The following is a 12,909-nucleotide window of genomic DNA, read 5'->3' on the forward strand; positions in this document are numbered from 1 at the left end:
AGGAGAAGTTAATGCAACCTTTTACGACCCATACCGGGCTTGCGGTCATGATCGACAGCACCAATATCGATACGGATCAGATCATTCCGAAACAGTTTTTGTCTAAGGTGACGCGCGATGGTTTTGGCGTGCACTTATTTCATGACTGGCGTTATTTAGATGATGCGGGCGATGTGCCTAATCCTGAGTTTTCATTGAACCAGCCTCGTTATAAAGGCGCTTCAATTCTTTTGTCGCAGGAAAACTTTGGTTGTGGTTCAAGCCGCGAACATGCGCCTTGGGCGCTGGCGGACTTTGGTTTGCGCGCCATTATAGCGCCGAGTTTTGCCGATATTTTTTACGGCAACTCAATCAATAATGGCCTATTGCCTGTGGCGTTAACCCATGCGCAGGTGCGTCAGTTGATGGACGAAGTGGCGGCAGAAGAAGGCGCGCAAATCACGGTTGATCTCACCAGCTGTAAAGTGATTGCACCGTCAGGTGCTGAGTTTAGTTTTACGCTGGCAGAGTCGGCGAGACATAAGTTACTCAATGGGTTAGATGCTATTGGGCTGACCTTGTCCCATGCTGCGCAAATCAGTCAGTACGAAACTCAAATCCAAAGTTGGCGCCGCTAAACTTTCAGCGCACATTTGTACTCGTGTTGAGTCTATATTTATGCGCCTAGGTTAATACCTAGGCGTTTTTGTTTTAAATCTCAAAACACTCTTAATTTAATTAATTGTATTTTAAAGCATAAATTTTTATTGTCGTTTTGATACTAGAAAATTTTATTCTCTGCAGTGATTTATGCTGTATTTGTCGAGTTTAAATGATTTACAGGTGTTCCAAAGTTTTAATTTTTTATCTTATTGTTTAATATTGGTATTTGTTGGGTTCATAATTTGAATCTCACGACTGTCGTGAATGATTTTTGAGTGTTTAAAGGTTGGTTTTTGTTTGAATGGTGATGTGTGTCACTAAATCTGTTTTAAATTTGTATTTCTTTAGAGTTTTTGTCTGTTTTATCTCCTTTGGTTGCAAACATCTTCTGCATAAGTAAACTGCTGCGCATTCAATATGGAGTGTTTGCTCTATTTTGCCTGAACGCCGCAGTACTCATCTAAGTAGTACAGATAACAATAATATGATTAGAGAATAACAATGCAAAAACGTCTTCTGACTTTGGCTGTAACTGCAGCCTTGTTAAGTTCAACGACTCAACTCCATGCCGCGGGTTTTCAACTTGCGGAATACTCTGCTACAGGTTTAGGTCGCGCCTTTGCGGGTGAAGCCGCTATGGCGGATAACGCTTCGGCTCAAGGTCGAAATCCTGCAATGCTCACTTATTTAGAAGGACGCCAGTTGTCCGCGGGTGGCATTTACGTTATGCCAAACGTCGATGTGACTGGTGATGTGAGCCTTAGCTCACCGTTAATTGGTCCAAATCCTGTTGTTATGAAAGGTGGCGACGCACTGGATGTGGCTGATGACGCACTCGTGCCAAATTTTTATTATTCAAATCAGCTAAATGATCAATGGACTTGGGGCCTAGCGGTAAACTCTAATTATGGTCTAGCCACTGAATTACCCGCGACCCACGCAGCGGCTATTTTTGGTAATAAGACTTCGGTTACGACCGTTGAATTTAATCCAAACATCGCTTATCGCATCAATGATGCTGTCAGCGTCGGTGCTGGTGTACGGATCGTTTATGGTGAAGGCGAAATTGGTGCCTCATTACCAGGTTGGGTTGATGGTATCAAACCTGCTCTGCCGGCTCCTGTGCAGGCTATGTTACCTCCAGGTGGCACTGAGCTGAAAAGCATGAAGGGTGATGATGTGGGTTACGGCTGGCAGTTAGGTGCAAGCTGGCAAATTAATCCTGCTCACCGTTTAGGTTTTGCTTATCACAGCGGCGTGCAACTGGACTTAGATGGCCATGCGTCTGGTGTTCTGTACACTGGCGGCCAAGATGTGTCCATTGAAGGTTATTTACCGCTTGAATTGCCCGCTTTTGCAGAGATAGCTTCCCATCACCAATTGACCGATAACTGGGCCATGCATGCGAGTGTAAACTGGACCGATTGGAGTGTATTCGATCAACTAGTGGCTTATTTCCCTGGTGAAGTTAAACCTAAGGGCGGTTTAGAGTCTGATTTAGTTAAAGAAGAGCACTTCGAAGATAACTGGCGCTTCGCGCTAGGGACGACTTATCAAGTGAATAACGACTGGTTAGTGCGTGCCGGTGTTGCTTTAGATAAAACGGCGGCAAATGACGAGTGGCGCACAACCACAATTCCAGACTCTGACCGTCTGTGGTTCTCTGTGGGCGCAGGTTATCAGGCAACTAAGAACCTGAACGTTGATTTTGCTGTGACTTATATTAAAGCGACTGGCGATGCGCCAATCAACGAACAGCAAAACCTATTGAACCTCGCGACTGTTAACTTTAACGGCGAAGCAAGCGGCGATGTATGGCTTGCGGGTATCCAAATGAGCTACAAGATGTAAGTTCAGTATGTTAAAAAAAGCCCTGAATCTTCAGGGCTTTTTTATGGCTATAGCATGGTGGCGTTATCTTGTTTTACGGCTTGCTTGCTGGTCACGGCGGTAAATTCCTAATATATTCACTGCATAAGTCGGTGGATCATGTTAATTCTCCCTAGCATAAAAAGGCGGCGGAGAGTTCAGATAGGATAGTAGCGTGCAGAAAAAATACGTGGTGGCATTAGATCAAGGCACGACCAGCTCAAGGGCGATAGTGTTCGATCACGACGCAAACATTGTCAGCGTGTCCCAGCGGGAATTTACCCAGTTGTACCCTAATCCGGGTTGGGTCGAGCATGATCCCATGGAGATTTGGGCAAGCCAAAGTTCAGTGTTAATTGAAGTATTGGCGCGTGCGGGTATTCACAGCGATGAAGTGGCGGCCATTGGCATTACCAATCAGCGGGAAACCACTGTTATATGGGAGAAGGCCACAGGTAAACCTATTTATAACGCGATTGTGTGGCAGTGCCGTCGCAGCGCTGAGATTTGTGAGCAACTCAAAGCTCAAGGGTTAGAAGAATATGTGCGTGAGAATACCGGTTTATTACTCGACCCTTATTTTTCAGGCACTAAGATCAAATGGATTCTAGATAATGTGCCCAATGCCCGTGAGCAAGCCGAGCGTGGTGAGTTGTTGTTCGGCACTATCGATACTTGGCTCGTGTGGAAGTTAACCGAGGGCAAGGTGCATGTTACCGATCCCACCAATGCTGCCCGCACTCTACTATTCAATATCCATAGCCTGACTTGGGATAATAAGTTACTCGAAGCCTTAGATATTCCCTTGTCTATGTTGCCTGACGTTAAACCTTCCTGCAGCGTGTATGGTACAACACGGATTGCTGGCGAAGGCAGTGAAATCCAAATTGCAGGAATGGCGGGCGATCAACAGGCTGCGCTTTTTGGTCAGCTATGTGTCGAGCCCGGCATGGCGAAGAATACCTACGGTACTGGTTGTTTTTTGTTGATGAATACAGGGACAAAAGCGGTGCGCTCAAACCATGGCTTATTGACTACAGTTGCCGTGGGGCCTAAGGGTGAAGTGAACTATGCTCTTGAAGGTTCAGTCTTTATGGGCGGTGCGACCATTCAATGGTTGCGAGATGAACTGGGGCTTATTCGTGATGCCAGTGATACCGAGTATTTTGCCTCTAAGGTCGCCGATACTAATGGCGTGTATCTGGTGCCCGCTTTTGTGGGACTCGGTGCGCCCTATTGGGATCCCAATGCCCGTGGTGCGCTATTTGGTCTGACGCGCGGGGCGAATCGTAATCATATTATTCGGGCGGCGTTAGAATCCATCGCTTATCAGAGTAAAGATTTACTCGATGCCATGATCAAAGACAGTGGCGTCAGCCTTAAGCGTTTAAAGGTGGATGGCGGCGCGGTCGCTAATGATTTTTTGATGCAATTTCAAGCCGACATTACCGATGTCGAAGTGTTAAGGCCAAGCGTTTGTGAGACAACCGCTTTGGGTGCGGCATTTTTAGCTGGGTTGGCAGTGGGCTTTTGGGAGAGTGTGATAGAGCTTGAGCACAAAGCCTGTATCGATAAGCATTTTATCCCTAATATCGATGCCCAAACTCGAGTACAGCTATACACAGGTTGGCAGGACGCGGTGGCCAGAACTCGAACTTAAACAATACGCCTTGAGGCGGCATTGGTTTGAGATAAAACTTAATTTGAGGTATCGCATGATTCGAAATCTGGCCTGATTTCAGGCATGCTCGATAGTGCTGCTAAAAAGAGGCTAATAAAAAGGCGCTAATCCAATGGGATTGCGCCTTTTCCGTTTTATATCAGTACGGATTTATACTTCTACATCAATGATATGTTGGCTCGGTGGCTTCTTGATTTCTGCGGAATCATCGGTCACTTCAAGTACGACACCTTCTTTTAGTTTTAGCGTTTCGGTTTCATCCGATGCACGGCGTTTCTTATTTTTATTGTTATCTGATTCTTTGCGTCTTTCCCTGACTTTAGTATTGCGGCTTTCTAACGCTGGAGGTAACTGCGACTGCGGTGTTTCATGGCTATCGGGGGCATTTGCGCTTGCACTGCTGACTTGGTCAACAACCCGTTTAGGGTGAAACACGGCTTTTACTGGCTGTGCCAGCATGGCATAAATGCTATCCAATCCACTCATAACGCCTCCTTGTTATTACACCTCTTAATATGATATCGGCTGAAGTCGGTCAATATTTAGACTATACGCCGTTTAACTTGTTAAGGCGAATAGGGCGAGTCATTAGGTAGCTAGTGCGGGTATAAGGTGAATGTGTAGGGATAAAGTGGTTCTTTTGGTGGATTTTACGTGGGATTTTTGATCTTTCTCGCAATCGCGACATTAATATTCAGCCATTAGTAAAAAGATGAACGTCTTTATTTGGAATAAAAATTTAGATTTTTATGCTGATTTCAACTCTTTTTTGACTGTCGAATAAGGATGGACGTAAGTTTGTTTTGTTGCGTTTTTGAGTTTGACGTTATTTCTCGACCCGTAAAATCCCACAAAGACAGAAATAATTCCCCATTTTTTTCATCGCAAGCACCTGAAAGCAAAAGGTTGCTGAATATATCGGCGCTATTTATTCCTGTTGTTTCCTCTGTTTAGTCAATCTCTAATGGTTTTTCTTGTCAAAAGTTTGTCGCGCGGTTAAGTGCTCAACATGCGGCTAACCCGCTTGCCGACTGGATTTATAAAAGGATCCCATCCCTTGACAATGCTTGTCGACTGTCCCTAAACTTAGCAGTTGTGGGAAATAGTGGATATTTGTGGATCAAAAATCAAAGGATAGGATGAATTAGCGTGTTTCGTGGAGCCAGTGCTATCAACTTAGATACAAAGGGACGGATCGCTATTCCAGTGCGATACCGCGAACCTTTGCAGCTTGAGCACCAAGGCCGCATCGTGATTACCGTCGATATCCAATCCGCCTGTTTACTCTTGTATCCCATTCACGAATGGGAATTGATCGAAGCTAAGTTGTTGAAGCTTTCAGATACCGATAAAACCCAGAGATCCTTAAAACGCCTGTTACTCGGCTACGCCCACGAAGTGGAGCTCGACGGTAATGGGCGCATATTACTGCCGCCACCGTTAAGGCAATATGCCAATTTAGATAAGCGCATCATGCTGGTGGGGCAATTGAATAAATTTGAGCTGTGGGATGAGCAATCTTGGCTGCAGCAAATTGATGAATGTCAGGAAACGATTCGAAGTGAGGATCTCGTTAATAATGAGCGCCTCGCGGATTTTTCACTTTAACGAGTCGTGATAACTAAATAAGAAGAGAGTAATGAGTCAAGAATTTGCCCATTTATCCGTACTGCTAGCAGAAACGGTTGGCGGTTTAAACATCAAAGACGATGGCATCTATATCGATGGCACGTTCGGCCGCGGTGGTCATTCAAGACAAGTATTACAACAACTCGGTGAACATGGTCGATTGATCGCCATCGATCGTGATCCTCAAGCGATTGAAGCGGCCAAACAATTTGCTGACGATCCACGCTTTCAAATCGTGCATGGCGGCTTTGGTCAATTAGCCGATTACGTCGAAGAGCTTGGGCTTGTGGGCAAAATTGATGGCGTATTACTCGATTTAGGTGTGTCTTCACCCCAGCTAGACGATGCTGAACGCGGTTTTAGTTTTTTGCGCGATGGTCCACTCGATATGCGTATGGATAACAGCCAAGGCCAAACGGCTGCGCAATGGTTGGCTCGTGCCGAAATTGAAGATATGGCTTGGGTATTTAAAACCTACGGCGAAGAGAAAAATGCCCGTCATATCGCCCGCTGCATCGCTGCCGACCGTGAGAAAACGCCGTTTTTACGTACCAAAGATTTAGCCGATTTAATTGCGCGTATCACTAAAAATAAAGAACGCAATAAGCACCCTGCGACTCGGGTGTTTCAAGCGATCCGCATTTATATCAATAGTGAATTAGATCAAATTGATCAGGCACTTGAAGGAGCCGTCAATGTGCTTGCTCCCCAAGGACGCTTGTCGGTCATCAGTTTTCATTCTTTAGAAGATCGTATCGTGAAGCGTTTTATTCGTCGTCATAGCCAAGGCGAAAGTGTACCGCACGGTTTTCCGGTTACTGAAGATCAAATTAACAAGTCGCGTAAGTTACGTGCCGTGGGCAAGGCGATTATGCCATCCGACGAAGAAATCGAACGCAATGCCAGAGCTCGCAGCTCAGTGTTACGCATTGCCGAGCGTTTAGATTACTAAGGGGCGCACTGTGAGTAAGCCCTCGATTAATCTGCCACGGATCGTTTTACATGATTTATGGCTGCACAAATGGATCTTGTTATTAGCCTTGCTTGTGCTGAGTAATGCGGTTGCCGTGGTCTATGGCAGTCATGTTAGCCGTCAACTGACAACCCAGTGGGACCAGTTACTGCAGGAGCGAGATAGATTAGATATTGAGTGGCGCAATTTATTATTAGAAGAGCAATCGCAGACTGAGCACAGTCGTATTACGCGTATTGCCTCTAAGGAACTCAACATGAGTCGTCCGTTACCCAGCGAAGAAGTTGTGGTAAAGGTGCCGTGAGTATAGGGAAGATATGACTAGGCAAGCGAAAATCAAACGGGTAAGCAAACCGCAAAAACCTCAATTGATCCACTGGCGTTTATACGTAGTGGTCGGGTTTGTGTGTGCGTTGTTTTGCAGCCTAGTGGGACGCGCAGCTTACATTCAAATTATCGAGCCCGACAAATTACGTCACGAAAGTGACATGCGAACATTGCGGACAACAAGTCGTGAAGTGCAGCGTGGCTTGATCACCGACCGTAATGGCGACATGTTGGCCGTGAGCGTACCTGTACGAGCCGTCTGGGCCGATCCAAAACAAGTCAATGATAGTAATGGTTTTGCCGATATGCGCCGCTGGCAAGCCTTAGCAGATGTGTTGCATGAGCCCCTCGAGGATTTGTTAGAGCGAGTGCGCAGTAACCCTACCAAACGCTTCACCTACTTGAAACGCCAAATTACCCCTGCGGTTGCGGACTATATTACTCAGCTTAAATTACCCGGTGTATTTCTAAAGTCTGAATCTCGCCGTTATTATCCTGGTGGTGAAATCACAGCTCAGTTAATCGGCATCACTAATATAGATGATGTTGGGATTGAAGGTGTTGAAAATGCTTATAATAGTTGGTTAACAGGTACGCCTTCCAAACAAAAAGTGCGTAAGTCACGTGATGGTCATGTCGTCGAGCGTCTCGATATAGTGCAGGAAGGTGAGAGCCCTAACGATCTCGTGCTGAGTATCGATCATAGGATCCAACAATTAGCCTATCGCGAATTAAAACGCACCACTGAGATGAACCAAGCGACTTCGGGGTCGATTGTCGTCCTCGACATTCACACGGGTGAAGTCTTGGCTATGGTGAATACGCCTTCGTATAACCCCAATGCGCGCGACAATCTGCAAACCTTCAGAATGCGTAACCGTGCTATGACAGATACCTTTGAGCCGGGTTCGACCATTAAGCCATTTGTGGTAGCCGCAGCGCTTGAAGCTGGCACAGTTAAATCGACCGATATTATTGCCACTTCACCGGGTTGGATGCGTTTAGGTGGTCGCCAAGTACGTGACCCCGCTAACTATGGCGATATGAGTTTGGCGCGTATTTTGGCTAAATCCAGTAACGTCGGCATCAGTAAATTGGCTTTGTCTATTCCGGTGCAGCAACTGCTCGGCACTTATCAATCCATGGGACTTGGTAGTTTTTCGGGAATTAACCTCACGGGTGAAAGCGCTGGCTTGATTCAAGATCGCCACCGTTGGTCAGACTTTGAACGTGCCACCTTGTCGTTTGGTTACGGCTTAACAGCAACAACACTTCAACTCGCGCGCATGTACGCCACCTTAGGCAATGGCGGCACTTTGTTCCCTGTCTCGATAATGAAACTGAAAAAGCCACCTGTCGGTGAGCGAGTCATTTCTGAAAATGTGGCCCACGATGTGATGCAAATGCTAGTCGGCGTAACGGAAAAAGGTGGCACTGGTACTTTAGCGCACATCGACGGTTATCCAGTTGCAGGTAAGTCTGGCACAAGTCGTAAGGCAGTTGCTGGTGGCTATGGTGATGATTATGTTGCTTTATTTGCGGGTGTTGCTCCTGCGAATAATCCTAGATTAGCGATAGTGGTGGTAGTGAACGAGCCTAAGGGCGATCTCTATTATGGTGGTTCAGTGGCGGGGCCTGCATTTGCCAAAGTCATGTCTGGCGCACTGCAAATGTTAAACGTTGAACCCATTACCGATAAAGAACAAGTGCAATTGGCGGGAATCGCCGCTGGGAGAGCAGAATGATGTTATTACGGGATTTGCTAGCGCCTTGGCTACATTATGCTGGCGCGCAGTCCTTCAATGATCTGACCTTAGATAGCCGCGCAATACGTCGCGGCGATGTGTTTTTGGCGCTGCCAGGACATAAAGTCGATGGCAGACAGTTTATTGAAAAAGCCTTAGATTTAGGTGCAGCAGGCGTATTAGTTCACACGGATGATGCTGACCAACATGGCAAAGTGTTGCTGGGCGATAATGCCGAGCACGGTGTACAGATTTATTTCTTTCAGTTAAGTCGTCAGGTATCGGCAATTGCCGCCCAGCGTTATCCCTTAGCGCACAAGTCTGCCGTTATGCCATCCCTTGGGGTTATCGGCATTACCGGAACTAACGGTAAAACCTCTACGAGTCAACTCATTGCACAACTGGTGACTTCATTGGGGCGCAAAGCCGCCGTCATGGGCACCCTTGGCAATGGTCTCTGGGGCGAGCTTGTTGATAGTGGTAACACCACAGCTGATGCGATTACCTTAATGCGTCAGTTGCATGAGTTTGAAGCCCAAGGCGCGAGTGTCTGCGCCATGGAAGTGTCGAGTCACGGCTTAGTGCAAGGCCGCGTCGACGCAGTACCATTTGATGTTGCCGTGTTCACTAATCTGACTCGCGATCACCTCGATTACCACGGCGATATGGAAAGCTATGCCGCCGCTAAACAAAGCCTATTTCGTTTCAGCACGTTAGGTCACGGTTTATTGAATCTCGACGATGCAGTTGGCGTGTCTTGGTTGACTGAGCTTAAGCCTGTGCCTGCGCAGATTTGGGGTTTTAGCATTGAAGGTCATCAAGGTGAGGCTTTTTATACCAAAAATGCCAAGTTTGACGATCAAGGTGTCAGTGCAACCTTAGTGTGGCCCGAGGGCGAGACTCAAATCCACTCGCCACTTCTTGGTGCCTTTAATCTCTCTAATTTACTCGCGGCGTTATCGGCCTTGTATCTGCAAGGTTTTGATATGAAAGCGTTAGCCGAGCAGGTGCAATATTTAACGCCCGTTGCAGGTCGTATGGAGCGTTTCACTACAGCGGATAACATCACCTTAGTGGTCGATTATGCCCATACACCCGATGCGATTGAACAAGCGTTAAACGCGCTACGTCGCCATTGTGCCGGTGATTTATGGTGCGTATTTGGCTGTGGTGGCGACCGTGATAAGGGCAAGCGTCCTTTGATGGGCCAAGCAGCAGAGCAATATGCTGACCGCATTATGGTGACCAGCGACAATGCGCGCAGTGAAGACCCCGCGCAAATTATTACCGATATTATCCAAGGGCTAACCCACCCTCAGCAGGCATTGACTCAGGTTGACCGTATCGCAGCAATTAAAGAGGTTGTGGCATTGGCTAAACCTGGCGATGTGATCTTGCTTGCGGGCAAAGGCCACGAAACTTACCAAGAGGCGGCAGGTGTGCGTCATGACTATGATGAACGCGCCCTGGCACGCCTGTTAGCGGAGCAATCAAGATGATCCCTCTTTCTCTCGGGACCCTAAGTCAACATTATGATGGATGTGTATTGGCACACCGGTCATTGGAGCAATCAAGATGATCCCTCTTTCTCTCGAGACTCTAAGTCAACACTTAGGCGTGCATCGAGTCGGTGACGACGTCACCATCCAAGATTTAAGCAGTGATAGCCGCAAAATCGGCGCTGCAACCCTGTTTGTTGCCTTAAAGGGTGAGCGCTTTGACGGCCATGATTTTGCCGCAACAGCTATTGCGAACGGCGCCGCGGCGTTAATGGTTGAGCGTGAATTAGCTTTTGATGTCCCGCAGCTCATTGTGGCTGATTGTCAAAAGGCCATGGGTGCGATTGGTGCTTATGTTCGTGACCAGATCAATCCGATTTGTGTTGCTTTGACTGGCTCAAACGGCAAAACCAGCGTGAAGGAAATGATCGCGACCATTCTGTCGGCAAAGCATCAAATCCTCTATACCGCTGGCAATTTTAATAATGAGATTGGTGTGCCGCTCACTTTGCTGCGTTTAACGCCAGCGGATGAGTTTGGGATATTCGAGCTCGGCGCTAACCATAAAGGTGAAATCGATTACACCTCGGGACTTGTGCGTCCAAACGTCGCGCTGGTGAATAACGTCGGCAGCGCCCATTTAGAAGGATTTGGATCACAAGCAGGTGTCGCACAGGCGAAGTCAGAGATTTTTAATCATCTGCAGGCCGATGGCACTGCCATCATCAACGCCGATGATGCCTTCGCTGATTTTATGAGCGTTAAGGCAAGACCTTATAAGCAACTGAGCTTCTCCCAGCAAGATGGCGCCGCTAAACGTCATATCGACGTGATAGCGACAGGCCATAAGACTAATGCGGATGGTTGCTATCGTTTTATGCTCAATTATTTAGGTGAATCTTGCCAAGTGGTATTGCCGTTGGCGGGTCGTCATCAGGTGAGTAATGCTCTCGCCGCTGCAAGTGTTTGTATTGCTTTGGGATTGAGTTTGACTGAAATATCTGAAGGCTTGAGCCAATTAACGCCAGTGAAAGGACGTATGCAGCCGAGTCAATTGGGACGCGTGCGTCTAATCGACGATAGCTATAACGCAAATCCTGTGTCCGTTGGCGCTGCGATCGCTTGGTTAAAGGAAATTTCTGAAAATCGCTGTCTGGTACTGGGAGATTTAGGAGAATTAGGCGACAATGCGCCCCTTTTACACGCTGAACTAGGGCAACTGGCCAAGCAACAGGGGATTGATGCCTTGTTTTGTACCGGAACTTTAAGTCAGCACACGAGCCAAGCTTTCGGTGCGGAGCACTATGACAGTGTGGCGACGTTAGTAGAAAAACTTATAAAGCATATAAACCAGTTGCCGGGACAGGTAACGGTTCTCGTTAAAGGTTCACGTAGCGCCGCCATGGAGCGGGTCGTGGATGGCCTAACAGTAGCCTTCGGGCGTGGGGAGTTAGTGTAAATGCTGGTATATCTGGCCGAGTATTTAACCCGTTTTCATACCGGGTTTAACGTGTTTTCCTATGTAACATTTCGAGCCATTTTAGGCTTATTGACTGCATTGGTTTTTAGCTTATGGTTTGGCCCTAAACTGATTGAACGTTTGCAAATACTGCAAATTGGTCAGGTTGTGCGTAACGATGGTCCAGAATCACATTTTAGTAAGCGTGGCACGCCGACTATGGGTGGCTTGCTGATATTGGCTGCTATTTTCATCAGCGTGTTGCTGTGGGGCGATCTCGGTAGCCGCTATGTGTGGGTCATGCTGTTTGTGCTCGGCAGTTTCGGTTTGATCGGCTTTATCGACGATTACCGCAAAGTGGTGCGTAAAGACACTAAAGGTTTGATCGCGCGCTGGAAGTACATTCTGCAATCTTTGGCTGCGCTGCTTATTGCTTTTTTTCTGTATGCCACAGCGGCCAATCCAGGCGAAACCCAATTAGTGGTGCCTTTCTTTAAAGACGTGATGCCGCAACTCGGCGCCGTATTTATCGTATTGGCGTACTTCACGATAGTGGGTTCGAGTAATGCGGTGAACTTAACCGATGGTCTCGATGGTTTGGCGATTATGCCGACGGTAATGGTCGCGGCGGCGTTTGCATTGATTGCTTATTTGTCGGGTCACGCTCAGTTTGCGAATTACTTACATATCCCGCATTTACCCGGTTCTGGTGAGCTTGTGATTGTCTGTACCGCCATTGTCGGTGCGGGTCTGGGCTTTTTGTGGTTCAACACTTACCCTGCGCAAGTCTTCATGGGCGATGTGGGTTCTCTGTCATTAGGTGCTGCACTGGGCACAATTGCAGTGCTCGTTCGCCAAGAGATTTTGTTAGTGATTATGGGCGGCGTGTTCGTGATGGAAACCCTGTCGGTGATCCTGCAGGTGGGTTCGTACAAGTTACGCGGCCAGCGTATTTTCCGCATGGCGCCGATACACCATCACTATGAGTTAAAAGGTTGGCCTGAACCTCGAGTGATAGTGCGTTTTTGGATTATCTCGATATTCCTCGTCTTACTTGGCTTAGCCACGTTGAAGTTAAGGTAATT

11 protein-coding genes are annotated in these 12,909 nt (G+C 47.3%); 10 read left to right on the forward strand and 1 reads right to left on the reverse strand.

Annotation, left to right across the window (positions count from 1 at the left end; genetic code table 11):
• Positions 1-11 precede the first annotated feature (11 nt).
• The 3 genes from leuD (at position 12) to glpK (ending at position 4,171) form a co-directional block, all read left to right on the forward strand.
• Positions 12-617 carry a 3-isopropylmalate dehydratase small subunit gene (gene leuD, locus L5M51_RS20295; protein WP_263174357.1) on the forward strand — a complete coding sequence of 202 codons (606 nt, stop codon included), beginning with the start codon at positions 12-14 and terminating at the stop codon, positions 615-617.
• A 526-nt stretch (positions 618-1,143) separates the two neighbouring features.
• Positions 1,144-2,493, forward strand: a complete 1,350-nt coding sequence (locus L5M51_RS20300) for an outer membrane protein transport protein (protein ID WP_263164963.1) — start codon at positions 1,144-1,146, stop codon at positions 2,491-2,493.
• Positions 2,494-2,686: 193 nt separating this feature from the next.
• Entirely contained in the window at positions 2,687-4,171 is a 1,485-nt protein-coding gene (gene glpK / locus L5M51_RS20305; RefSeq protein ID WP_263174358.1) for a glycerol kinase GlpK, read from the forward strand.
• 171 nt (positions 4,172-4,342) lie between these two features.
• Here glpK and L5M51_RS20310 read toward each other — a convergent pair whose 3' ends face one another.
• Complete coding sequence (locus tag L5M51_RS20310) at positions 4,343-4,678, reverse strand: hypothetical protein (protein WP_168826581.1); 336 nt, start codon at positions 4,676-4,678, stop codon at positions 4,343-4,345.
• A 663-nt stretch (positions 4,679-5,341) separates the two neighbouring features.
• On the opposite strand from L5M51_RS20310, the gene mraZ reads away from it, so the two are divergent.
• The 7 genes from mraZ to mraY all read left to right on the forward strand — a co-directional run bounded on the left by mraZ (position 5,342) and on the right by mraY (position 12,907).
• The gene (mraZ, locus tag L5M51_RS20315) at positions 5,342-5,800 is read left to right on the forward strand and encodes a division/cell wall cluster transcriptional repressor MraZ (RefSeq protein WP_263174359.1); all 459 of its coding nucleotides are present in this window, start codon (positions 5,342-5,344) and stop codon (positions 5,798-5,800) included.
• Positions 5,801-5,831: 31 nt separating this feature from the next.
• A complete protein-coding gene (rsmH, locus tag L5M51_RS20320; protein ID WP_105251189.1) occupies positions 5,832-6,773 on the forward strand; it encodes a 16S rRNA (cytosine(1402)-N(4))-methyltransferase RsmH in 942 nt (313 codons plus the stop codon).
• A gap of 10 nt (positions 6,774-6,783) precedes the next feature.
• On the forward strand, positions 6,784-7,098 hold the full coding sequence (gene ftsL / locus L5M51_RS20325; RefSeq protein ID WP_105251190.1) for a cell division protein FtsL: 315 nt from the start codon (positions 6,784-6,786) through the stop codon (positions 7,096-7,098).
• A gap of 13 nt (positions 7,099-7,111) precedes the next feature.
• Entirely contained in the window at positions 7,112-8,866 is a 1,755-nt protein-coding gene (locus L5M51_RS20330) for a penicillin-binding transpeptidase domain-containing protein (RefSeq protein ID WP_105251191.1), read from the forward strand.
• Positions 8,863-10,365: a UDP-N-acetylmuramoyl-L-alanyl-D-glutamate--2,6-diaminopimelate ligase gene (murE, locus tag L5M51_RS20335; protein WP_263174361.1), complete on the forward strand. Its 1,503-nt coding sequence runs from the start codon at positions 8,863-8,865 to the stop codon at positions 10,363-10,365. Before L5M51_RS20330 ends, murE begins: the two co-directional genes overlap by 4 nt.
• Before the next feature lie 76 nt (positions 10,366-10,441).
• Positions 10,442-11,824 (forward strand): UDP-N-acetylmuramoyl-tripeptide--D-alanyl-D-alanine ligase, encoded by a 1,383-nt coding sequence (locus tag L5M51_RS20340; RefSeq protein ID WP_263174364.1) that lies wholly within the window; start codon positions 10,442-10,444, stop codon positions 11,822-11,824.
• Positions 11,825-12,907, forward strand: a complete 1,083-nt coding sequence (gene mraY / locus L5M51_RS20345) for a phospho-N-acetylmuramoyl-pentapeptide-transferase (RefSeq protein WP_263174367.1) — start codon at positions 11,825-11,827, stop codon at positions 12,905-12,907.
• Positions 12,908-12,909 lie beyond the last annotated feature (2 nt).

This window comes from Shewanella sp. SM73, assembly GCF_025653795.1.
In the GTDB taxonomy this organism is placed as follows: domain Bacteria; phylum Pseudomonadota; class Gammaproteobacteria; order Enterobacterales; family Shewanellaceae; genus Shewanella; species Shewanella oncorhynchi.